This window comes from Streptomyces sp. NBC_00273 (assembly GCF_036178145.1).
Lineage (GTDB): Bacteria > Actinomycetota > Actinomycetes > Streptomycetales > Streptomycetaceae > Streptomyces.
In genome coordinates, this window is the sequence record NZ_CP108067.1 from 6,707,083 (window position 1) to 6,728,668 (window position 21,586).

The 21,586-nt window shown below is 72.6% G+C and carries 19 protein-coding genes; 9 read left to right on the plus strand and 10 right to left on the minus strand.

The annotated features are described in order from the left end of the window. Nucleotides 1–68: 68 nt before the first annotated feature. From OG386_RS29845 to OG386_RS29855, 3 genes are read right to left on the minus strand one after another with little or no spacing between them, the layout of a single operon-like run. Nucleotides 69–896 (minus strand): heme ABC transporter ATP-binding protein, encoded by an 828-nt coding sequence (locus tag OG386_RS29845; protein WP_328793410.1) that lies wholly within the window; start codon nucleotides 894–896, stop codon nucleotides 69–71. A 20-nt stretch (nucleotides 897–916) separates the two neighbouring features. After that, entirely contained in the window at nucleotides 917–2,236 is a 1,320-nt protein-coding gene (locus OG386_RS29850) for a FecCD family ABC transporter permease (protein WP_328790665.1), read from the minus strand. A 35-nt stretch (nucleotides 2,237–2,271) separates the two neighbouring features. Beyond that, complete coding sequence (locus OG386_RS29855) at nucleotides 2,272–3,285, minus strand: heme/hemin ABC transporter substrate-binding protein (RefSeq protein ID WP_328790666.1); 1,014 nt, start codon at nucleotides 3,283–3,285, stop codon at nucleotides 2,272–2,274. Between the two features lie 114 nt (nucleotides 3,286–3,399). On the opposite strand from OG386_RS29855, the gene OG386_RS29860 reads away from it, so the two are divergent. The 5 genes from OG386_RS29860 to OG386_RS29880 all read left to right on the plus strand — a co-directional run bounded on the left by OG386_RS29860 (nucleotide 3,400) and on the right by OG386_RS29880 (nucleotide 8,178). Beyond that, nucleotides 3,400–4,806 carry an HtaA domain-containing protein gene (locus OG386_RS29860; RefSeq protein WP_328790667.1) on the plus strand — a complete coding sequence of 469 codons (1,407 nt, stop codon included), beginning with the start codon at nucleotides 3,400–3,402 and terminating at the stop codon, nucleotides 4,804–4,806. A 49-nt stretch (nucleotides 4,807–4,855) separates the two neighbouring features. Continuing rightward, on the plus strand, nucleotides 4,856–6,310 hold the full coding sequence (locus tag OG386_RS29865; protein WP_328790668.1) for an HtaA domain-containing protein: 1,455 nt from the start codon (nucleotides 4,856–4,858) through the stop codon (nucleotides 6,308–6,310). A gap of 19 nt (nucleotides 6,311–6,329) precedes the next feature. Further along, nucleotides 6,330–6,995: a PhzF family phenazine biosynthesis protein gene (locus OG386_RS29870; RefSeq protein WP_328790669.1), complete on the plus strand. Its 666-nt coding sequence runs from the start codon at nucleotides 6,330–6,332 to the stop codon at nucleotides 6,993–6,995. 88 nt (nucleotides 6,996–7,083) lie between these two features. Continuing rightward, nucleotides 7,084–7,401, plus strand: a complete 318-nt coding sequence (locus OG386_RS29875; protein ID WP_328790670.1) for a hypothetical protein — start codon at nucleotides 7,084–7,086, stop codon at nucleotides 7,399–7,401. A gap of 129 nt (nucleotides 7,402–7,530) precedes the next feature. Beyond that, entirely contained in the window at nucleotides 7,531–8,178 is a 648-nt protein-coding gene (locus OG386_RS29880; RefSeq protein ID WP_328790671.1) for a biliverdin-producing heme oxygenase, read from the plus strand. Nucleotides 8,179–8,280: 102 nt separating this feature from the next. Here OG386_RS29880 and map read toward each other — a convergent pair whose 3' ends face one another. Continuing rightward, nucleotides 8,281–9,138 carry a type I methionyl aminopeptidase gene (gene map / locus OG386_RS29885; RefSeq protein ID WP_328790672.1) on the minus strand — a complete coding sequence of 286 codons (858 nt, stop codon included), beginning with the start codon at nucleotides 9,136–9,138 and terminating at the stop codon, nucleotides 8,281–8,283. Nucleotides 9,139–9,210: 72 nt separating this feature from the next. On the opposite strand from map, the gene OG386_RS29890 reads away from it, so the two are divergent. Then, nucleotides 9,211–9,465 carry a hypothetical protein gene (locus OG386_RS29890; RefSeq protein ID WP_328790673.1) on the plus strand — a complete coding sequence of 85 codons (255 nt, stop codon included), beginning with the start codon at nucleotides 9,211–9,213 and terminating at the stop codon, nucleotides 9,463–9,465. A gap of 3 nt (nucleotides 9,466–9,468) precedes the next feature. On the opposite strand, the gene OG386_RS29895 is transcribed toward OG386_RS29890, so the two are convergent. Then, on the minus strand, nucleotides 9,469–10,080 hold the full coding sequence (locus tag OG386_RS29895) for a hypothetical protein (RefSeq protein WP_328790674.1): 612 nt from the start codon (nucleotides 10,078–10,080) through the stop codon (nucleotides 9,469–9,471). 94 nt (nucleotides 10,081–10,174) lie between these two features. Here OG386_RS29895 and npdG point away from each other — a divergent pair, with 94 nt between their 5' ends. Next, on the plus strand, nucleotides 10,175–10,879 hold the full coding sequence (gene npdG, locus OG386_RS29900) for an NADPH-dependent F420 reductase (protein WP_328790675.1): 705 nt from the start codon (nucleotides 10,175–10,177) through the stop codon (nucleotides 10,877–10,879). A 57-nt stretch (nucleotides 10,880–10,936) separates the two neighbouring features. Here the strand turns inward: npdG and OG386_RS29905 are convergent, their stop codons facing one another. After that, the gene (locus OG386_RS29905) at nucleotides 10,937–13,018 is read right to left on the minus strand and encodes a TerD family protein (RefSeq protein WP_328790676.1); all 2,082 of its coding nucleotides are present in this window, start codon (nucleotides 13,016–13,018) and stop codon (nucleotides 10,937–10,939) included. A 242-nt stretch (nucleotides 13,019–13,260) separates the two neighbouring features. Between OG386_RS29905 and OG386_RS29910 the strand changes: the two genes are divergently transcribed. Continuing rightward, entirely contained in the window at nucleotides 13,261–13,452 is a 192-nt protein-coding gene (locus OG386_RS29910; RefSeq protein ID WP_327385785.1) for a hypothetical protein, read from the plus strand. 35 nt (nucleotides 13,453–13,487) lie between these two features. Here the strand turns inward: OG386_RS29910 and OG386_RS29915 are convergent, their stop codons facing one another. Both OG386_RS29915 and OG386_RS29920 read right to left on the minus strand, forming a co-directional pair. Continuing rightward, nucleotides 13,488–15,155 (minus strand): hypothetical protein, encoded by a 1,668-nt coding sequence (locus OG386_RS29915; RefSeq protein WP_328790677.1) that lies wholly within the window; start codon nucleotides 15,153–15,155, stop codon nucleotides 13,488–13,490. A 178-nt stretch (nucleotides 15,156–15,333) separates the two neighbouring features. After that, a complete protein-coding gene (locus OG386_RS29920) occupies nucleotides 15,334–16,134 on the minus strand; it encodes a site-2 protease family protein (RefSeq protein ID WP_328790678.1) in 801 nt (266 codons plus the stop codon). Between the two features lie 72 nt (nucleotides 16,135–16,206). On the opposite strand from OG386_RS29920, the gene OG386_RS29925 reads away from it, so the two are divergent. Further along, entirely contained in the window at nucleotides 16,207–19,551 is a 3,345-nt protein-coding gene (locus tag OG386_RS29925; RefSeq protein ID WP_328790679.1) for an AfsR/SARP family transcriptional regulator, read from the plus strand. Nucleotides 19,552–19,607: 56 nt separating this feature from the next. Here the strand turns inward: OG386_RS29925 and OG386_RS29930 are convergent, their stop codons facing one another. Next, nucleotides 19,608–20,459, minus strand: a complete 852-nt coding sequence (locus tag OG386_RS29930) for an ABC transporter permease (protein ID WP_328790680.1) — start codon at nucleotides 20,457–20,459, stop codon at nucleotides 19,608–19,610. Next, a complete protein-coding gene (locus OG386_RS29935) occupies nucleotides 20,456–21,481 on the minus strand; it encodes an ATP-binding cassette domain-containing protein (protein WP_266597266.1) in 1,026 nt (341 codons plus the stop codon). Before OG386_RS29935 ends, OG386_RS29930 begins: the two co-directional genes overlap by 4 nt. Nucleotides 21,482–21,586 lie beyond the last annotated feature (105 nt).

Below are 21,586 nucleotides of genomic sequence, written 5' to 3' on the forward strand. Positions count from 1 at the left end.
TCACGGGGCCTTCACGCCAGCCCCATGGCACGGTCAAGCGGAGGTCAAGCCGGAGCTCAAGCCGGAGCTCAAGCCCGTACGGGAACCACCAGCGGGGCCCCGGTGCGCGGGTGCGGGAGGACCTCCACGGGCTGCCGGTAGACCCGGCTCAGCAGCTCGCCCTCGAACACCTCGGCCGGCGGGCCGTCCGTGGCGATCCGCCCGTCGTGCAGGACGGCGGCCCGGTCCGCGTAGGCGGCGGCCAGCCCCAGGTCGTGCAGGACGACGACGACCGCGTCCCCGGCCGCCGCCCGCTCCCGGCAGATGCGCAGCACGAGCTCCTGGTGGCGCAGGTCGAGCGCGGCGGTCGGCTCGTCGAGCAGCAGCAGCGGGGCCCGCTGGGCCAGTACGCGGGCCAGCGCGACCCGGGCCCGCTCGCCGCCGGAGAGGGCGGAGAAGGGTCGCGCGGCGAAGTCCGTGACCTCGGTGGCGGCCATGGCCACGGCCACCGCCTCCTCGTCGGCCTCGGCGAGGGGGGTGCCGGCCCAGGGCGCGCGGCCCATCCGTACGACGTCCTCCACCGGGAAGGGGAAGGCGAGCGCGGCCGACTGGGGAAGTACGGAGCGGCGCAGGGCGAGGTCCGGGGCGCTCCAGTCGCCCACCGGGCGGCCGTCGATCCGGATCACCCCGGAGGCGGCGGGCAGGTCGGCGGCGAGCGCACCCAGCAGCGTGGACTTGCCGGCGCCGTTCGGGCCGACCAGGGCCAGCACCTCGCCGGCCCGGGCGGTCAGGTCGATCCCGGCGAGGACCTCGCGCTGGCCGAGCCGCAGGTGCAGGTCCACGGCCTCGGCGACCGCGTCGCCCGGGGCCGGGCGGGCGGGGACGGTCCTGCGCGAGCGGGTGAGCAGCCCGGCCAGTGGCCCGGGCAGTCTGCTGGTCACGCCCAGCCTCCTTGCTTGCGGCGGGTGCGGCGCAGCAGCCAGAAGAAGAACGGGCTGCCGATCAGGGCGGTCAACACACCGAGCGGCAGCTCGGCGGGCTGGGCGAGGGTACGGGCGGCCAGGTCGCCCGCGACCAGGACGACGGCGCCGGCGAGGGCGCTGCCGGGGACCAGGAAGCGGTGGCCGGGGCCGTTGGCCATGCGCAGCAGGTGCGGGACGAGCAGGCCGATGAAGGTGATGACGCCGGCCACGGCGACGGCGGCGGCGGTGAGCAGCGCGACGACGAGGATGAGGGCGAGGCGCAGCCGCTCCACCTCGATGCCGAGGTGGCGGGCCGGGCGTTCGCCGAGGGAGAGGAGGTCGAGGCGGCGGGAGTAGAGGGGGGCGATCAGCAGCCCGGCGACGGCGCAGGGCAGGACGGCGAGGACCTTGGGCCAAGTGGCCTGGGCGAGGGAGCCGAGCTGCCAGAAGGTGATCTGGTTGACCTGGCCGCTGTCCGCGAAGAAGACGAACAGGCCGATGAGGGCGCCGGCGAAGGCGTTGACGGCGATGCCGGTGAGGATGAGGGTGACGACCTCCGTCTTCCCGCCGTTGCGGGAGAGGAGGTAGACCGAGCTGACGGTGATCAGGCCCGCGACGAACGCGCAGACGGTGATGGTCCAGTTGCCGAAGAAGCTGAGGCCGAGGCCGATGGCGGCGACCGCGCCGACGGCGGCGCCGGCCGAGATGCCGATGACGCCCGGCTCGGCGAGGGGGTTGCCGAAGACGCCCTGCATGAGGGCGCCCGCGCAGCCGAGGCTGGCGCCGACGAGCAGGGCGAGCACGACGCGGGGGAGGCGGACGTTCCACAGCACGCTCTCGCCGACCCGGTCGAGGGGGGCTCCGCCGAGGCCGAGGTGGTGCTGGACGGAGGCGAGGACGTCCGTGAGGGGGATGTCGTAGGCGCCGACCCCTGCGGAGAGCAGGGCGAGCAGGGCGAGGGTCGTGACGAGGGCGGCGGTGAGGAGGGCGGGCCTGCGGCTCCGCCCGCGCGGCTCGGGTTCGGGCCGGGCCCGGGAGGCGCCGGGCCCGGCAGGGGCGCCGGGGTCGGCGGCCACGGGGGGTGCGCCGGGGGCGGGTGCCCGCCGGGGCGTCCCTTCGGGCGCCGAACGTGACGAGGGGTCGGCAGGCGCGGTGACGGTGCGTTCGGCGCCCTGCGGGGCTCGCCCCGAGACGGTCCCGGCCCTGTCGGAGCCGTGCGGGGGTTGCACCGGCACGCTCCCGGCCCCGTCGCAACCGTGCGGGGCCGCCGCGGTGGCCGGCTCGCTGGAGTCCATCTCGGGTGCGGTCCTCGCTTCTGGGTCGGAGCGGGTCACCGCAGGTGGCCGTAGAGCTGGGTGACCAGGGAGGAGAGGACCTGGTCGGTGCGGGGGCCGTAGTTGAGGAGGACGCCGTCGTCGACCGTGACCACCCGCCGGTCCATGCCGGCCGGGGTCTGGGCGACGCCCGGGATCTTCACCAAGCCGTCGATGCCGCCGACCGATTCGAGGCCCTTGGACATGACGAGGATCGCGTCGGGCGCGGCGGCCGCCAGGGCCTCGCTGGTGATCGGGGTGAAGTCCTTGCCGAGTCCGGAGTCCTTGCCGGTGTCGACCGCGCCGGCCGCCTCGAGCAGTGAGGCGGCGCCGGAGTCCGAACCGCCCAGCAGGTAGACGGAGGCGGTGCCGCGCAGGTAGAGGAAGGCCACCCGGGGCTTCTTGCCGGAGGCCGCCGGGATGTCCTTGCGCACGGTGGCGATCCGGTCGGCGGTGCGCTGGTTCAGCTGCGTGCCGGCCTCCTTGACCGCGAGCGCGGCGGCCACGGCGTCGATGCGCTTCGGGACGTCGTCCAGTCCCTTGGCGGGGTCGATGACCAGGAGCGGGATGCCGGCGTCGCGGATCTGCTGAATCGCTTCTCCGGGGCCGCTGGTGGTCTCCGCGATGACGAGGGTGGGGCGCAGGGACAGGACGCTCTCGGCGGAGACGTCGTGGCCGCGCGTCACCACCGGCAGCTGGGCGGCCTGTTCGAAGGTGGCCGTGATGTCCCGGGCGACGACCTGTTGGCCGAGGCCCAGCGTGTGGACGATCTCGTTGAGGCTCCCGCTCAGCGGGACGACCCGGTCCGCCGACGTGATCGTGACCTGGGTGCCGTCGGCCGAGGGCACGGTGACCGGCAGGGCGGGCCGTGGCGCCGGGAGCGGTTCCAGCCGGTCCGGGACCGCGGCTGCGCTGGGGGCGGATGAGCCCGAGGTGGTGGCCGTACCTCCGCAGGCCGTCAGTGCGAGTGCCAGTGCTGCCGCGGCAACTGCGAGACGGGGGAAGCGGGATGACGCGGCGGGCGTAGGCACGAAGGCACCGTCCTGATCGTCCGACTGAGGTTCTGGAGACCGGGGGTGTTCATCCGGCCGGGGTTAGCTTAGGTTAGCCTAACCTTGCTCGCTAGACCTGAGGAGGGGGCATTCATGCCCACGAGACCCGTCCGTACGTTCGCCGTCGCCCTGTTGGCGGCCCTGCTGGGCGCCCTGCTCCCGGCGACCGCCGCCCGGGCGGGCACCGTACAGGGGGGTCGGCTCGACTGGGGCATCAAATCGTCTTTCCAGAGTTATGTCACGGGTCCGGTGGCAAAAGGCGGTTTCAAGCTGAAGAGTGGCGCAGCCACCGTGGGTGGCAGCCTCTTCCGCTTCCACTCCGCGGCCGGTTCCTACGACCCCGACTCCGGAACCTTCGAGGCCTCCTACTCGGGCGGGGTGACCTTCCAGGGCCACCAGAAGCCCGACGGCGTCTACGAGCTGGACATGACCGTCAGCCGCCCGACCGTCAAGATCTCCGGCGGCAAGGGCACGCTGTACGTCGACGTCTCCAGCAAGGCCAAGGACAGCGGCGTGGTCACCAACCAGTCGCAGGTCGCCTTCGCTTCGCTCGGCGTCGGCGGCATCAACATGAAGGGCGGCGCCAGCCCGCTGTCCCTCACGAACGTCCCGGCCACCCTCACCGGGGAGGGCGCCCAGGCCTTCTCCGGCTACTACGGCGCCGGCACCCAGCTCGACCCGATCTCGCTCTCCGCCGACGTCAAGACCGCCCCGGCCGCCGAGCCCGCGCCGTCGGCGACGGCCGCGCAGCCGAGCGCCACCGCGCAGACCCCGCAGCCGGCGGGCGCCTTCGTCGACGCCGCCGTTGACTGGGGGGTGCGCCGCACCTTCCGCGAGTACGTCACCGGCTCGATCGGCCAGGGCAAGTGGGTCCTCGCCGAGGGCGCCCAGGACGGCGGCGCGCTGTTCCGCTTCCCGCAGGGCAAGGGCTCGTTCGACGGCGACAAGGGCACTCTTGACGCGGCCTTCGCCGGTACGGTCCAGTTCACCGGCGCCCACCTGGACCTCACGCTCGGCAAGATGAGCGTGAAGGTGGAGAACGGCAAGGGCGTCCTGTCCGCGGACGTGACCGCCGGCGGCGCGACGAAGAACGCCGTCCCGCTCGTGGAGTTCGACGCCAAGGGTCTGAAGACCGAGGGCAAGTTGGCCACCCTGACCGAAGCCCCGGCCACCCTCACCGAAGGCGGCTCGCAAGCCTTCAACGCCATGTACAAGGCCGGCACCGAGATGGACCCCGTCTCGCTCGCCGTCGCCCTGGACGCCACCGCCCAGTTGCCCGCCCTGCCCGACCTGGGCGGGGTGGCCTCGCCCGCCCCCGCGTCCGCGTCGCCGTCCGCCGAGCCCGCCCCCGCCGCGAAGGCCGCGGAGTCCTCGAACACCGGGCTCTTCATCGCCCTCGTCGTGGCCGTCCTGGTCCTGGCCGGCGGCGGCACCTTCCTGGTCGTGCGCAAGCGTCGTACGGCAGCGGCCCCGCCGACGCCGACCGACGCACCCCAGTAGGCACCCCTTCCTCTCCCCCTTCCCCCTGTTCCTCCAGGAGCTCCCAGCCATGTCGTCCATCCGACGCCCGATCTCCCTCGCGGCCGCAGTCCTGACCGCCGCAGCGCTCGGCGCCACCGCCTTCGCCCTGCCGGCCACCGCCGCGGGCGGTCCGCCCACCGACCCGGTGAAGATCACCGGGGGCACCCTCGACTGGGGCGTGCTCGCGAGCTACCGCGCCTACGTGACCGGCATGGCCAAGGGCACCATCACCGTCGCGGACGGCGCCCAGCAGAACGCGGACGGCACGCTGCGCTTCGTCGAGCCCACCGGCGCGTACGAGCCGGCCAACGGGCACGTGGTGAAGGCGGCCTTCAAGGGCAGCGTCACCTTCTCCTCGCCCGCCCCGCCGACCGGCCACGGCTTCGAGGTCAAGCTCTCGGACATCCGCATCGACACCGGCACCAAGAAGCTCACCGCGGACGTCACCAAGGGCGGCACGACCACCCAGGACGTGCCCATGGCCACCGTGGCCTTCGCCGGCCAGGAGATGAACGGTCTGACGACGACGCTCACCCAGGAGGCCGCGGACGTGCTCGGCTCGCCGGGCTACAAGGACAAGCCGGGCGACCCGCTCACCGCGAAGCTGGAGCTCGAGAAGAAGCCCGACCCCGAGCCCACCCCGGAGAACACCACCAAGAACCCGACGCCTCCGGCCGACGACGTGCAGAAGGTGCTCAGCGGCAAGCTGACGTGGGGCGTGAAGGAGTCGTTCCGCAAGTACGTGCTGAGCGCGGGGTCGATCACCCCGGCCAGCGGCGCCGCCAAGAACGGCGACACCTTCGACTTCGCCTTCGGCAAGGGCGACCTCGACGTCAAGAAGCAGAAGCTGAACGCCTCCTTCCAGGGCAACCTCCGCTTCCAGTACGCGGCCCACGGCATCGACATGACCTTCGGCAGCCCCCGCGTCGAGGCCACCGGCAAGACCGGCACCCTCTACGTGGACGTGAAGAACGCCTCCGGCACCAAGACGGGCCTCCGCTTCGCCACGCTCGACCTGTCGAAGACCGACTACAAGACCAAGAACGGGGTCCTGGCGCTGAACGCGGTCCCGGCGGTCTTCACCGCCGAGGGCGCGGCCGCCTTCGCCAACGACACCACCGGCTCCATGTACAAGGCGGGCGACGCGATCGACCCGCTCACCTTCGCCGTGGCGGTGGACAAGGACGCCACCTTGCCGAGCACCGGCGGTACGACCGGCGGCTCGACGGGCGGCTCGAACGGCGGCACCACCGGCGGCTCGAACGGCGGCACCACGGGCGGCACCACGGGCGGTACGACCGGCGGCACCACCAGCGGTACGGGTGGCACCGTGGGCGGCGGCTCCTCCACCGTCGGCGGCAACCTCGCCAACACCGGGGCCGAGATCCCGGCCGGGGCCCTGCTCACCACCTCCGGCGTGGTGATCGCGGCCGGCGCGGGCGCGGTGTACTTCGCGCGCAGGCGCCGTACGGCCCAGGTCTGAGCCGTGCTTCAATTCCCGCGTGAACGATCTCGACGTGTTGAAGGTCTTCTGCGCGGGTGACGGCCGCTTCGGCAACCTGCTCGGTGTCGTGCGCGACGGCCGGACCTGCCCCGACGACGCGTCGCGGCAGGCCCTGGCCGCCGAACTCGGCTACAGCGAGACGGTGTTCGTCGACGACCCCGAGCGCGGGGTCGTCGACATCCGCACCCCCGGCACGCGCATGTCCTTCGCGGGGCATCCGCTGGTCGGGGCCGCGTGGCTGCTGGACATCGAAGAGCTCCAGCCGCCCGCCGGATCCGTATGGGCGCGTGACGACGGGGAGTTCACCTGGATCACGGCCCGCCCCGAGTGGGTCGAGGGCAAGCGCACCGAGCAGTACGGATCCGTCGCCGAGGTCGAGGCGCTGCCCGCCCCGCCGCCCGGCGAGGGCTGGTTGTACGCCTGGGCCTGGGAGGACGAGGCCGCGGGCCGCGTGCGGGCCCGGGGCTTTCCGCGCCGCCCCGACGGGATCATCACCGAGGACGAGGCCACCGGTTCGGCGGCGATCTTGCTGACGGCCGAGCTGAACCGCGCCCTGAACATCACCCAGGGCGCCGGATCCCAGATCCTCACCGCTCCCGGCCCGGACGGCACGGTGGAGATCGGCGGCCGCGTCCGCTTCGCCCCGACCCCGGACAGGTTCTGAGGCTCCCCCCGCCCTGAGTACCCCGCGCAGGAGGAAGTGAGTACGCCGGCGCTGATGCGGACGCCGGTCGTCGCGGTGCAATGGCGCCATGACGCAGACTCCCGTGACCCGCAGCCCCGACGAGCGCCAGCAGTGGCTGCCGGTGGCGGCGCTCTTCACCGCGCTGGCCCCGGCGGCCGCGTGGTGCGGCCGGGCGACCTCCTACCTGCCCGGCTTCCCGCCCGGGTTCGTCCTCTTCTACGCCCTGCCGCTGGCGATGGTGGCCTTCACCTGGATCCCGCCGCGGACCGACGCGCAGCGCAGGCGGCGCCTGGCGCTGGGGAGCATCGGCTGCCTCCTGGCCTTCCTCTACCCCCACGTGCTCCTCGTCGGATGGTTCACGCTCTGGGCGCTCTCGGGCGGCTGACGCGGGCGCGGGGCCGGATTCTTTTACCGACAAGGCGTCGGGAACTCATTGACTTAGGCAAGCCTAAGTAGGAGGATCGGGCGTGACGGTGATGCCGTCACGCCCGTTTCCTCTTCCTGGAGGTCCGCCTTGGACGCCTTCTCTACGGTCATCCGCGTCGCCTCGCACGAGCAGCACACCGAGGCCGAGACGTCGACCTTCATGAGCGATCTGCTGGGAGGCCGGCTCGGCGTGGAGGCGTACACGCGCTACACGGAGCAACTGTGGTTCGTGTACCGGGCCCTGGAGGAAGCGGCCGAATCCCTCAAGGACGACCCGGTGGCCGGCCCGTTCATCCAGCCCGAGCTCATGCGGGTCGCCGAGATCGAGCGCGACCTCGCCCACCTGGTGGGCCCGGACTGGCGCGAGAGCGTGGTGGCCCTGCCCGCGACGCGTGCGTACGCCGACCGGGTGGCCCAGTGCGCGGCGCAGTGGCCGGGCGGGTACGTCGCCCACCACTACACCCGCTACCTGGGTGACCTCTCCGGCGGCCAGATCATCCGCGACAAGGCGGAGCGCACCTGGGGCTTCGAGCGCAAGGGCGACGGCGTCCGGTTCTACGTCTTCGCGGACATCTCCAACCCGGCGGCCTTCAAGCGGACCTACCGCGAGCTGCTGGACGCCATAGCGGCGGACGACCTGGAGAAGCAGCGCATCATCGACGAGTGCAAGCGCGCCTTCGACTTCAACGGCGCGGTCTTCCGGGAGCTGGGCGAGGAGTTCCCGCTCAGCGCGTGACCCTCGGGAGCCCGCGGAAACGGGGCCGGGCCCGGTGCGCAGCTGCACCGGGCCCGGCCCCGTTCGCCTCCGCCTCCGCCTCCGTGGAGGCGGCCGGAACGGCTAGGGGAGGGTCAGGATCTCCGCGCCGGAGTCCGTGACCACCAGCGTGTGCTCGAACTGCGCCGTCCGCTTGCGGTCCTTCGTGACGACCGTCCAGCCGTCCTGCCACATGTCGTACTCGTGGGTGCCCAGCGTCAGCATCGGCTCGATGGTGAAGGTCATGCCGGGCTCGATGACGGTGGTGGCGTGCGGGCTGTCGTAGTGCGGGACGATCAGGCCCGAGTGGAAGGACGAGTTGATGCCGTGGCCGGTGAAGTCCCGGACCACGCCGTAGCCGAAGCGCTTCGCGTAGGACTCGATGACCCGGCCGATGATGTTGATCTGGCGGCCCGGCTTGACGGCCTTGATCGCCCGGTTCAGTGCCTCCCGGGTGCGCTCGACCAGCAGCCGGGACTCCTCGTCCACGTCTCCGCACAGGTAGGTCGCGTTGTTGTCGCCGTGCACGCCGCCGATGTACGCGGTCACGTCGAGGTTCACGATGTCGCCGTCGCGCAGGACGGTGGAATCGGGGATGCCGTGGCAGATGACCTCGTTCACGGAGGAGCACAGCGACTTCGGGAAGCCCCGGTAGCCGAGCGTCGAGGGGTAGGCCCCGTGGTCGCACATGTACGCGTGGGCGACCCGGTCGAGCTCGTCGGTGGTCACCCCCGGCGCGATCAGCTTCGCGGCCTCTTCCATCGCCTGGGCGGCGATCCGGCCGGCGATGCGCATGGCCTCGATGGTCTCGGCCGTCTGCACCTCCGGTCCGGTGTACGGAGTCGGTGCGGGCTTGCCCACGTACTCGGGCCGGCGGATGTTTCCGGGAACGGAACGGACGGGGGAGAGCTCGCCTGGTACGAGCAGCGACTGGCCAGACATGCGAACGAGTGTATCCAGCGGGGATGGGGCAGCATGGCGGGATAGAGCGGTACGAGAGGAGTCCCGACGACGATGGCCCTGTTCAAGAAGCGTCAGGTGGGCAAACCCGGCGAGTGGTACTACTGCCTGGTCCACAAGAAGGTCGAGGAAGGACCCGACTGCCCGGCCAAGGACCGGTTCGGGCCCTACGGCACCCCGGAGGAGGCGAACCACGCCATGGAGACGGCGCAGGAACGCAACCTCGAATGGCAGAACGACCCCAAGTGGAACGACCGGACCCGCGAGGACGAAGAGGGCACCGCGGGCACCGGCACCGGCGGGGCGTAGTCCTCACCAGCGGCTGGGCGGCGGTGCGGTCAGGTGGTCGGCCAGCCGCGCCAGCCGGTCCCTGAACCGGCGCGGTGCGCGCCGCACCGGCCCGCTGTTCTCCCCGGCCGCCGCGCTGACCAGGTGTTGCACGGTGTCCAGGTCCATTCCGTCGTCCGGTACCGGGGCCGGTACCGACAGCGCGTCGTGGGCGAGCGCGCCCAGATCCGGGTCCCCGTTGTCCAGGGACAGTACGGTCGCCCCCGCGCGCCGCGCGTCGTGGACGCGTTCCAGCAGCCCCTCGCCCGGCGCCCCGGGCGCCACCACCAGCAGCGTGTGTCCGCCCCGGGCCGCCGCCAGCCGGCCCAGCCCCACCGACAGGTGCGGCGGCTCCCCGGGCCGCACGTGGTGGCGTACGAGGGTGGGCGCCAGCTCCGGCAGACCCGACCAGGCGGCCTCGTCCACCAGGTGCGCCGCCAGATGCCAGGGCTCGTAGCCCTCGGTCCCCACCAGCAGCAGGCGACCGCCGGCCGGTACGACGGACCGGCGCAGCGATCCGGCGAAGCGGCGGGCCTCTCCCGGCCACTGAGTACCGGCGAGCACCTCGCGCAGCAGCGCGACCCTCACGGCGTCCATATCGGCATCCTGCACCATGCGGGCGACACGGGGAGCGGTTCCTTCCCCTTCACCACCCTTCGACTGTGGGCTACCCGGCAGTACCCTCGCCCCCATGACTTCCTCAGACAACACGCAGAAGCCGCCGGTCAAGGACCCGTGGGAGCTGCCGGACGTATCCGGCCTCGTCGTCGGCGTCCTCGGCGGCACCGGCGACCAGGGCCGGGGGCTGGCCTACCGGCTCGCGAGGGCCGGCCAGAAGGTGATCATCGGCTCCCGCGCCGCCGACCGCGCGCAGACCGCGGCCGACGAACTGGGCCTGGGCGTGGAGGGCGCGGACAACGCCGAGTGCGCGCGCCGCAGCGACGTCGTCATCATCGCGGTGCCGTGGGAGGGCCACGCCAAGACCCTCGAAGCACTGCGCGAGGACCTCGCGGGCAAGCTCGTGGTGGACTGCGTCAACCCGCTCGGCTTTGACAAGCAGGGCGCGTACGCCCTCCAGGTCGAAGAGGGCAGCGCCGCCCAGCAGGCCGCCGCCCTGCTCCCGGACTCCCGCGTCACCGCCGCCTTCCACCACCTCTCGGCCGTCCTGCTGCAGGACGAGTCGATCGACGAGATCGACACCGACGTGATGGTCCTCGGCGAGGTCCGCGCCGACACGGACATCGTCCAGGCCCTGGCCGCACGCATCCCGGGCATGCGCGGCGTCTTCGCCGGCCGCCTGCGCAACGCCCACCAGGTCGAGTCCCTGGTGGCCAACCTGATCTCCACCAACCGCCGCTACAAGGCCCACGCGGGCCTGCGCGTCACGGACGTCTGATCCGGTCCGTCCGGTCCCGCCCCTCCCGGGCCGGGACCGGACCGCCAGGCAGGCGGATCAGCTCCGGCGGCCGCCGCGCGCCTCGAAGGTGCCCAGGTGGGCCACCACCCCGTGGTAGAAGCGGTCGACCGCGGCGTCGACGCCGCGGATGAAACCGGACTCCGTATTGCCCCGGGTGTTGCCCATCCCCTTGATCAGCGACAGCCGGAACCCGCCCGGCGCTGCCCCGTCCCTGGGCAGCAGGTCGCCGGGCTCGGGGCGCAGCCGCTCCAGGGTGCCGCGCGGCCCGTTCTCGCCCTCCACCAGGGTCTGGACGTGCAGGTCCGCCGGCGCTTCGGCCAGCGCCCGCAGCAGCCGCTTCGTCGTGGCCAGCGGGTACGAGCCCTCCGGGGCGGGGATGTCCACGCAGGTCCGGACCTTGCCGGTCCGTAGATCGGCGGTGACGGCGATGACGGAACTCGTCCCGTCGATGCGCAGTTCGGCGCAGAGCTTCCCGTCGGTGCACAGCGCCGCGGCCGCCGCGATCCGGCGGGCCCGCGGGTCGCTGTCGCGCCGGGTGCGCTGCACGGGCAGCGCCTTTTGCCCCAACTCGCCGCCCAGGCGCAGGCAGACCTGGCGGATCAGCCGTTCCCAGCTCTCGACGACGTCGACGGCGCGCTCGTCGTCGGGGCTGATGGTCTCGTCCTCGATGCCCTTGCGCACGGGCACCCAGGCGGGGCCCATGTTCTGGAACCCGTGGCAGCCCGAGTTCTCGTGCTGGAGGTACTCCAGGAGCTCCTGGAGGAGCCACGCGTGGGCGGCGTTGCCGACGCCCTCGTGGCGGATCAGCATCTGGGCCTGGTGGGCCACCTCCGCCCAGGACAGGTGCCAGAGGCTGATCTTGTGCTTGCGCCGCCCGTCGATCTTGACGTCGACCACGGGCGAGCCGTCCAGGGCCACGTCGTTGGAGAGCGTGATCACCGCTTCGTAGCCGCGGCGCGCGGCGATGTCCATGTACTGCTGGACCTGCTCGTCCTTGAGCGGATTGCCGTGCGTCTTCGTCTCCACGAGGGCCGTCCAGAGCTTGCCCGCGCGTTCCACCCGGATCACCCCGTCCGGCCGCTTCGGGGTGTCGCCGTGGGGGAGGGGGACCTCGGTGAAGGTCTGCATGCGGCCGGCGGGCGCCCCGAACCCGGCGGTGAGGCGGCGGCCCAGCTCGGGCACCTGCGCCATGACGGAGAGCAGTACGGAGGTCGCCCGGACCTCGCGCTCCTTGTCGCTCTTGAGGGACGGCACGGGGAAGAGCCGGGCGGTACGCCAGGTGTCGTTCTCGGCGAGCGACTTCTTGGCCACCTTGGGCAGGGTGACCTTCTTCCTCGTCGTGCGGGGTGCGCGGCCCCGGGTCTGGGCGGGCACGGTGGCGCTGGCCGCAACTGCTGCCGCTGCCGCCTCGGGCGCCGCCGTGGCCCCGGGCGCCGTCGCGGCGGCCGGCGCCGGCGCCGGCGCCCCGGCCGGGACGGCGGTCGCCCCGCCCTCCTGCGGCGGCGCGGTCACGGTGTCGGTCACGGCTTCGGTCACGGCGGCCGGCGCCGTCGCCGTTGTCGTCGGCTCGGTGTCCTCGAGTACGTCGATGCCGAAGTCGGTGGCCAGCCCGGTGAGGCCGGTCTCGTACCCCTGCCCCACGGCGCGGAACTTCCATTCCTCGCCGCGCCGGTACAGCTCGCCGAAGATGAAGGCCGTCTCCACGCCCGCGTCCTCGATGGAGTACCCGACGAGCGGCTCGCCCGTCCGGTCCGAGACGGTCATCCGCAGATCGTCGAGGTCTCCGAAGCGTGCGCCGCCGTACTGGCTGGCCGCCACCACGATCCGCGCCACGTCCTCGGGAACGGCGGTGAGGTCCACGCTGATGCGGTCCTCGTCGCCGTTCGCGGTCGGCGTCTTGCCGAGGAGCTGGACGCTTCCGTCCGCGGCGGCGGGGTGGTTGTAGAAGTAGAAGTCGTTCTCGCTGCGGATCTTGCCGTTCTCGTCCAGGAGCAGCACGGAGACGTCGGCATCGCCGGCTCCGGTGGCGCTGGTCCAGCCCAGGCTCACGACGACCGCCCCGGCGTCCTCGCTGAGGGCGGTCAGGCTGACGTTCGCGCCCTTGGAGATCTCCTGCATGCGTGCTCCCCCCCACTCGCCCGGTGTCGTCCGTCGCGGGCCGAGCAGGCCGGGCTGTTCGTTCCGTCGCGCGCGGAAGTACGGCGCGTATCCGCCGAACGGTAGTGCCGCGGGGTGCAGGAGATCAGGTGAAGCCGAAAACGAACCGGACGCGATCGCGGACGCCCTTACGGCAGCACTGCGGGGCATGGGGGACACTGGAGGGGCTCGACCCCGTTCAGTGTTTTCGAGGAGCTCGTCCCATGCCCCGCCTTGCCGTCTTCGCCCTTGTCGTCTGCGTCTGTGCGGTGGCCGCGGCCGTCGTCGCCTTCGTCGAGGGCAGCTTCCTCGGGATCGTCTGGGTGCTGCTGGCCGGCCTCACGTCCAACATGGCCTGGTACTACCTGCGCAAGGCGAAGGCCGAGAAGGCCTCCGCCGCGCGCCAGGTCGGCTAGGAACTGCCCGGGCGGCCCCGGGGTCGTCCGGTGGGTCAGACGGCCGGGCCGAAGCCGGTGACCGCGGGGTGCGGGGTGGCCGTGCCCGTACCCGGGAAGACGGTGACGTGGCCGGTGGCGTCCGCGGACCACAGGTCCGGCAGGCCATCGCCCGTGAGGTCGCCGTCGGAGCCGAGGCGCGGGTGCGCGGCCGGGGTCAGGGTGGACAGGACCGGCCCGGCGGCCGGATTCACGAAGGCGGAGAAGTCCGGTGCGTCCGCGGTGCCCTTGATGGAGAAGGCGCGGATCGCGCCGTCCGCCCGGGAGCGGGCCCACAGGGTCGGGAAGTCCGTGCCCTGCGCCCGGCCCGGGGTGAGCAGGTCGTAGCCGGCCCAGGAGGTGTCGTCGCCGGAGACGAGCACGGCCGTCCGCAGTCGGATGCCGCCGAACTTCGCGAGCCACAGCCGGCCGTTCTCGACGAACAACAGGGAGCTGCGGGGCAGGAAGCCGTCGACCGCGCTGTCGCCGGTGGGCGATCCGTACGCGGCGATCTGCGTGACCTTCGACCAGTCCGAACCGTACCCGTGCTGGGCGCAGTCGATGGCGGAACCTGCCGGGTCCAGGCACTTGGCGGGCTTGTCCATGTGGATCGAGCCCTGGTCCGTGAAGTGGCCCGCCCCGTCGTTGTTGAACCGGTAGACGTACTCCCCGCCGGGGGCGTGGGCCAGCAGGTCGTCGACCGCCGTCTCACCCAGGGGTCCCCGGTGGGTGTACTGGACGCCGGCCCAGCTGTCTCCGTCGCCCGGGGCGGCCAGGTGGCGGGCGTTCGCCGGGTCCAGCGGGTTCGCGCCCCACTTGCGGAGATTGCCCGCCGCGTCCGGGACGAGGACGTCCGGCTTTCCGTCGGAGTCGATGTCGCCGAAGGCGGCGGGCTTGGTGGTGGGCTGCGCGTAGTAGTACGCCTGCGCCTCGCCGAGGTTGCCCGCGTTGTCCTTCGTCTGGAGGTACACCGCCTGGCTGCCCCAGGTGGCGGGCTTGACCTTGATGTCGGCCGAACCGTCGGTCAGCCGGACGACGCGCGAGTCGGTCGCCCCGTCCGCGCAGTTCCAGCCGACCGGGAAGGTGGGGCTCGTCTGCCAGCGGGCGCAGGCGATTCCCGAGCCGCCGTCGGTGCCCTTCAGGGTGAAGGTGGCCTCCTCGCCGACCTTCTTGGGGGTCTCGTCCGTGGTGACCTCGGCGGTGGGCCGGGTGTGGTCGACGCGGAAGTAGCACCAGGCCGTGTAGGGGCTGGTCAGCTTCCCGTCGGTGGCCCGGGCCCGCCATGCGTACTGGCCGCCGTCCTTCAGCAGGGCGCGGGAGAGGACCGTGGCGGCCTGGGGGTAGGTGGACCACGAGGTCGGGAAGTCGGTGCGCGCGCCCCCGTACGAGGTGTCCCACAGCTGGAACGTCGTCTGCAGCTGGGCGTGGGACGCCGAGGTGGCGGTGACCTTGGTGGTGACGTCGTTCAGGCCGATCCAGCCGGCTCCGGATCCTGCGTACGGGTCGGTGTAGCAGTCGGAGTACTGCTCCTCGCCGGCGAAACCGGGGGCCGGGTTGGTGAGCGGCGCCGTGACCTTGGGCGCCGCCGGGTCGGCGGCGGCCGAGGCCGGCGCGGCGGCGGCCAAGCCGAGCGCCAGCGACAGGGCCGCCGCGGGCAGGGCGCGCAAGGGCGTTCTGAGTGTCATGTGTGCGAAATCCCCCTGGGACTACTGCTGTTGATCGGTCGGATCGGTCGCAGTCTTTCCGAAAGGGATAGCAGTTCGCACTGACATTTGATCGGGCGAGCGGCTCGGGCCGGTCGAACGGTAAGAATTCCGACCATTCGACCATTCGACCATTCGACCGTGCGGCCGCCCGGCGGACTCAGTCCTGCGGGACGGCGCAGTATCCGTCGGTGTCCCGCCAGAAGCTGTAGAGGTCGCGGCCGCAGTACGTCTCCAGGTCCGACACGCCGAGCGCGGACATCAGACCGTCCACCGCGCCGAAGAAGAACGCGTTGACCCCCGGGATCCACAGCAGCGCGAACACGGCCAGCAGGCCGAACTGTGCCAGCGGCTCCATCTCGCGGCGCACCCGGTACGACAGCCAGGGCTCGATGACTCCGTAGCCGTCCAGCCCCGGTACCGGCAGGAAGTTCAAGATCGCCGCCGTGACCTGCAGCATGGCGAGGAAGGCGAGCGCGTAGCGGAACGCCAGCGGCACCCCGTCGAGGGCGTCCAGCCAGAACGGGGCCGTGCACACCACGGCGAAGGCCACGTTGGTCAGCGGGCCCGCCGCCGAGATGAGGCTGTGCTTCCAGCGACCCTGGATCCGACCCCGCTCGATGAACACCGCGCCGCCGGGCAGGCCGATGCCGCCCAGGATCACGAAGATCACCGGCAGCACGATGCTGAGCAGCGCGTGCGTGTACTTGAGCGGGTTCAGCGTCAGGTAGCCCTTGGCCCCGACGGTGAGGTCACCGCCGTGCAGGGCGGTGCGGGCGTGCGCGTACTCGTGCAGGCACAGGGACACGATCCACGCCGAGGTCACGAAGAGGAACACGGCCAGTCCGGGGCTCGCCGCGTACCCCGTCCACACCGCCCAGCCCGTGACGGCCATGATCGCGAAGATGCCGAGGAATACCGAACTGATCTGCCGCTCTCCGCGGCTGCCCTGATGACCCATGCGGGCAACCTATCCCGCAGGCCGAACGGAAAACGGTGCGGGTCCCGGGCCGGCTCCGGGGACAATGGGCCGGTGCGTTACGCGATCCTCGGAACCGCCCAGGCCATCCACGACGACGGGACCCCCGTCGCCGTCGGCGGAGCACGCCTTCGGGCGCTCCTGACAGCGCTCGCGCTGCGGCCGGGGCGGGTGGTGCCCGCCCAGCTGCTCGTCGCCGAGGTGTGGGACGGCGATCCGCCGGCCGACGCGGTGGCGGCCCTGCAGGCGCTGGTCGCCCGGCTGCGGCGGGCGCTCGGACACCCGGCCGTGCGGTCCGCCGAGGGCGGCTACCAGCTGGCCGCCGAGCGGGAGGACGTCGACCTCTACCGCTTCGAGCGACTGGTCCGGGCCGGGGGCCAGGCATCGGACCCGGCCGAGGCGGCGGCCCTGTACGAGGAGGCCCTCGCCCTGTGGCGCGGACCGGCCCTCGCCGACCTGCCGGACCCGGCAGCGGAGGCCGCGCGCTGGGAGGCCGTACGGATGGACGCGCGCCGGGGACGGCTCGCGGCGGCCCTGGCCATGGGCGAGGCGGAGCGGTGCCTGCCGGAGCTGACCGCGCTGTGCGCGCAGCAGCCGCTGGACGAGCCGTTGCACACCCTGCGCATCCGGGCCCTGCGCGACGCGGGCCGCCCGGCGGAGGCGCTGGCCGAGTACGACAGCCTCCGCCGGGAGCTGTCCGACCGGCTGGGCACCGACCCGGGCCCGGAACTGCGGGCCCTGCACGCCGAACTGCTGACCTCGGACCCGCAGCCGCCGACCGCTACCGCAACTGCCACCGCTACCGCCGCCCCTGCCGTCGCCGGAGTGCCCCCGGTCGCCCCCGCGGCCGCGGGGAACCTGCGGGCGCGCCTGACCACCTTCGTCGGCCGTGAGGACGACATCCGCGTCATCGGGGACGACCTCGTGCGGGCCCGCCTCGTCACGCTCCTCGGACCCGGCGGCGCCGGCAAGACGCGGCTGTCCCAGGAGGCCGCCGAGGCCCAGGACGAGAGCGCCTGGCCCGACGGCGTCTGGCTCGTCGAACTCGCGCCCATCGACGGACCCGGCGACCCGGAAGACGTCGCCGAAGCCGCCCTCACCGCGCTCGGGGCGCGGGAGACCAAGCTGCGCGGCGCCGCCGCCGAGGAAATGCGCGCCTTCACCGAACGCGCCGGGGACGACCCCCTCGACCGGCTCGCCGAACACTGCGCACGGCGCCGGCTCCTGCTGCTGCTCGACAACTGCGAGCACGTCATCGGCGCGGCCGCCGCCCTCGCGGAACGCCTTCTCACGCACTGCCCCGACGTCCGGATCCTGGCCACCAGCCGCGAACCCCTCGGCGTCCCGGGGGAGTCACTGCGCCCGGTGGAACCGCTGCCCGACCCGATCGCGCTGCGGCTGCTCGGCGACCGGGGGGCCGCCGCCCGCGCCGGGTTCACCATCGAGGAGGACCCGGCCGCGGCCGCCGAGATCTGCCGCCGCCTCGACGGTCTGCCGCTGGCGATCGAGCTGGCCGCCGCCCGGCTGCGGCTGCTCACCCCGCGCCAGATCGCCGACCGCCTCGACGACCGGTTCCGGCTCCTGACCAGCGGCGCCCGTACCGTCCTGCCCCGCCAGCAGACCCTGCGCGCGGTCGTCGACTGGTCCTGGGAGCTGCTCGACGAGGCCGAACGCACCGTCCTGCGCCGGCTGTCCGTCTTCGCCGGCGGCTGCGACCTCGCCGCCGGCGAGGCCGTGTGCGCCGACCCGTCCGACCCCGCCCGCCACGCCCCGTACGACCCCGCCGACGTCCTCGGCTCCCTCGTCGACAAGTCCCTCGTCGTGGCCGCCCCCGGACCCGACGGCCGCGGCATGCGCTACCGCCTGCTGGAGACGGTCGGCGAGTACGCCGCCGAACGCCTCGCCGAGGCCGCCGGCGACCGCGAGGCCGCCGAGCACCGCCACCTCGTCCACTACCGGGAGCTCGCCCGCACCACCGAGCCGCTGCTGCGCGGCCACGGCCAGCGGGCGGCCACCGACCGGCTCGCCACCGAGTACGAGAACCTCCGCACCGCCATGCGCCGGGCCGTCGCCGTCCGCGACGCCGACGAGGTCCTGTGCCTGGTCCACTCGCTGGGCTGGTACTGGCACATGCACGACCTGCGCTCCGAGTCCCGGCACTGGGCCGAGGCCGCCGCCGCGCTCGGCCCCAACCCCTTCGAGCCGCCCTACGTCCCCGCCGAGCCCGTCTACGAACGGCTCGTCGACACGCCGCCGCCCTACTCCGAGGAAGCGCGCACCGAGGGCTGGCGCGCCCTCAACCTGGTCCTGCTCGCCTCCCGCGACCAGACCAACGAGACCTGGAGCACCCCCTCGGTCCGTGCCCTGATCGACGGGGTCCTCGCCACCTACCGGCCCGGACTGCCGCAGACCTGCCGGACCCCCGCCTCCCTGTGGATCTACGCCGTCATGATCGCCGGCGACCCCGGACTGCTCCAGCGGGTCATCGACGCGACCGTCACGACCGCCCGCGAGCTCGGCTACCGCTGGGAGCTGGCCTCCGCGCTCCAACTGCGCGCCAACATCCTCGCGAACCGCGCCGACTGGGCCGGGGACGCCTCGCGCGACGCCGACGAGAGCCTGGCCCTGTTCCGCGAACTCGGCGATGCCTGGGGCTGCGCCGAGGCCCTGTCCGCCGGCGCCGAGGCCCGGGAGAAGCGCGGCGAGTACGCACTGGCCGCCCGCGACTACCTGGAGGCCATCGCCTACGCCGAACGCCTCGGCGCCATGGCGCAGGTGACGGTGCTGCGCGTACGGATGTCCGGGAGCCTGATCGAGGCCGGCCGGATCGAGGAGGCCGAGCAGATCCTCACCGAGATCAGCGCGACCACGCAGCGGTACGGCAACGAGGCCATGCCCGCCGCCCGGATGTTCCTCGCGGGCATCCTCGGCCGCACGGGACGGTTCCCCGAGGCGCGCGGCCAGCTGCAACTCCTGAGGGAGGAGTTCGCCTTCGGCGCGTTCGCCATCTTCGACGGTTTCCTGCTCGGCACGATGGCCTGGCTCGACAACCGGCAGGGGCTGTACGAGGAGGCCCTCGACCAGCTGCGCCGGGGCATGGGCACCGTCACGGACCCGATGGCGCGGATGGTGTCCCCGCAGATGCCTGCGGTCTACCTGCTGATAGCGGCCGTCTCGCTGGTCTCGCTCGGCGGTCCGCGCCGGGAGTACGACGCCGCCAGGCTGCTGGGCGCCTACCGGGCGCAGCTGCCGCCCGCGCACTTCCCGGTCACGACGGAGCGCGAGGACCACGCCCTCGCGCAGGAGCTGACCCGGGCTGCGCTGGGCGACGCCGCCTACGAGAAGGCGTACGCCGAAGGCGGTGGCCTCTCCTTGGAGGAGGCCACCGCCCTCATCTGATCCGGCCCCCGGCCGGTGCCCGTCCGGGACGCGATCCGAACGGATCGGTCCGCGGATCAGGTCTTCTGGCGGAACTTCCGTACCGCGAGCGGCATGGTGACCGCCGTGATGGCCAGCGACCAGACCAGGGTCATCCACACCGAGTCGCCGACCGGAACGCCGTTGATCAGGGAGCGGGCCGCGTCCGCCAGGTTCGACAGCGGGTTGTAGTCCGTGAAGGACTGCAGCCAGCCCGGCATCGTGGTGGGCGGGGCGAAGATCGAACTGCCGAACTGCAGCGGCATCAGGACCATCATCGCCATGCCCTGGACGGCCTGCGGGGTCTTCAGGGTGAGGCCGAGCAGGACGAAGATCCACATCAGCGAGGCGCCGAAGACGGCCGACAGTCCGATGGCGAGGAACAGGCCCAGCACCGGACCCTTGATCGACAGACCGAGCAGGAAGCCCACGGCGAGCAGGATGGCGATGGCCACCATCATCCGGCCGAGCTCGACGACGATCTTGGCGATGAGCACCGACGACCGGGCGATGGGCATGGACCGGAACCGGTCCATGACGCCCTTCTTGAAGTCGTCGTTGACCCCGGTGCCGACACCCATGGCGATGTTCATGCCCATCATGGCCATGAGGCCCGGGACCACGTAGTTGACGTACTCCCCCTGGTTCCCCTTGCCGGAGATCGCGCCGCCGAAGACGAACACGAACAGCAGCGTGAAGATGATCGGCATGAACACGACGTCGAACATCGACTCGGGATCCTGCTTGATCTGCAGGGCGTTGCGGCGCACCAGGGCGCCGATGTGCCGCAGGTTGCCCCGCAGGCCGATCCGGCCCTCGCCGTGCGCGTCGGCCACCGGGGCCGGACCGGACGCGGCGGGAGCGGGCTTCGTCGTGGTTACGGTGCTCATGCCGCGACCTCCTCGGTCTTCTCGGTGGGAACGCCCGCAGGTGTCGTCGCCTCGACGGAGACGGGCTTCTGGCCGGTGATGGCCAGGAACACCTCGTCGAGGCTGGGCAGGTAGGTGCCGAGGTCGGCGATCGCGTACCCGCGGGCGGCCAGCAGACCGACGACGGCCGTCAGCTGCTCGTCGCTCAGGATCGGGACCAGCAGTACGCCCTCGTCCGGTACGGCCTGGCTGCCGGCCACGCCGTCCAGTCCGGCCTCGGCCAGCGCGCGGGCCATGCCCGGCAGGTCCGAGGCGTCCACGGGGCGGATCTTCAAGGTGCGGCCGCCGACGCGCGCCTTCAGCTCGTCGACCTTGCCGTTGGCGATGACCTTGCCGCGGTCGATGACCGTCAGCTCGCTGGCGAGCTGCTCGGCCTCCTCCATGTACTGGGTGGTGAGCAGCACGGTGGCGCCCTCGGCGACCAGGCGCTGGACCTCGTCCCACACCTCGTTGCGGGTGCGGGGGTCGAGACCGGTGGTCGGCTCGTCCAGGTAGAGCACGGCCGGGTTGCCGATCAGGGAGGCGGCGAGGTCGAGCCGGCGGCGCATGCCGCCGGAGTAGTTCATGGCGGCCTTCTTCGCCGCCTCGGTCAGGGAGAACCGCTCCAGCATCTCGTCCGCACGGCGGCGGGCGTCCTTGCGGGAGAGGTCGAGGAGCCGCCCGATCATGTAGAGGTTCTCCCAGCCGGAGAGCTTCTCGTCGACCGAGGCGTACTGACCGGTGAGGCCGATGGTGCGGCGCAGCTGCCGCGGCTGGCGGACCACGTCGAAGCCGGCGACGGTCGCCGTGCCGGCGTCCGGGACGATCAGGGTGGAGAGGCAGCGCACCAGCGTGGTCTTGCCGGCGCCGTTGGGGCCGAGGACCCCGAGGACCGTGCCCTCCCGTACGTCCAGGTCGACACCGTCGAGGGCCTTGGTCTCGCCGTAGTGCTTGACGAGCCCCCGTACCTCCACGGCGTTGGGCTTGTTGTCGTTTCGCGTCATGCCCTCATGGGACCAGCCGCCACTGACAAAGCACCGACAGCCGACCGACAAACGTACGACAGACGTACGACAGCCCGCCGACGCGCGGTCGGCGGGCTGTCGGTC

What these genes read in the sequence shown, in the direction of transcription:
- OG386_RS29850 (WP_328790665.1), bottom strand. Translation starts at nt 2,236, where the DNA reads ATGGACTCCAGCGAGCCGGCCACCGCGGCGGCCCCGCACGGTTGCGAC.
- OG386_RS29860 (WP_328790667.1), top strand. Translation starts at nt 3,400, where the DNA reads ATGCCCACGAGACCCGTCCGTACGTTCGCCGTCGCCCTGTTGGCGGCC.
- OG386_RS29865 (WP_328790668.1), top strand. Translation starts at nt 4,856, where the DNA reads ATGTCGTCCATCCGACGCCCGATCTCCCTCGCGGCCGCAGTCCTGACC.
- OG386_RS29875 (WP_328790670.1), top strand. Translation starts at nt 7,084, where the DNA reads ATGACGCAGACTCCCGTGACCCGCAGCCCCGACGAGCGCCAGCAGTGG.
- map (WP_328790672.1), bottom strand. Translation starts at nt 9,138, where the DNA reads ATGTCTGGCCAGTCGCTGCTCGTACCAGGCGAGCTCTCCCCCGTCCGT.
- OG386_RS29890 (WP_328790673.1), top strand. Translation starts at nt 9,211, where the DNA reads ATGGCCCTGTTCAAGAAGCGTCAGGTGGGCAAACCCGGCGAGTGGTAC.
- OG386_RS29895 (WP_328790674.1), bottom strand. Translation starts at nt 10,080, where the DNA reads ATGGACGCCGTGAGGGTCGCGCTGCTGCGCGAGGTGCTCGCCGGTACT.
- npdG (WP_328790675.1), top strand. Translation starts at nt 10,175, where the DNA reads ATGACTTCCTCAGACAACACGCAGAAGCCGCCGGTCAAGGACCCGTGG.
- OG386_RS29905 (WP_328790676.1), bottom strand. Translation starts at nt 13,018, where the DNA reads ATGCAGGAGATCTCCAAGGGCGCGAACGTCAGCCTGACCGCCCTCAGC.
- OG386_RS29910 (WP_327385785.1), top strand. Translation starts at nt 13,261, where the DNA reads ATGCCCCGCCTTGCCGTCTTCGCCCTTGTCGTCTGCGTCTGTGCGGTG.
- OG386_RS29915 (WP_328790677.1), bottom strand. Translation starts at nt 15,155, where the DNA reads ATGACACTCAGAACGCCCTTGCGCGCCCTGCCCGCGGCGGCCCTGTCG.
- OG386_RS29920 (WP_328790678.1), bottom strand. Translation starts at nt 16,134, where the DNA reads ATGGGTCATCAGGGCAGCCGCGGAGAGCGGCAGATCAGTTCGGTATTC.
- OG386_RS29930 (WP_328790680.1), bottom strand. Translation starts at nt 20,459, where the DNA reads ATGAGCACCGTAACCACGACGAAGCCCGCTCCCGCCGCGTCCGGTCCG.
- OG386_RS29935 (WP_266597266.1), bottom strand. Translation starts at nt 21,481, where the DNA reads ATGACGCGAAACGACAACAAGCCCAACGCCGTGGAGGTACGGGGGCTC.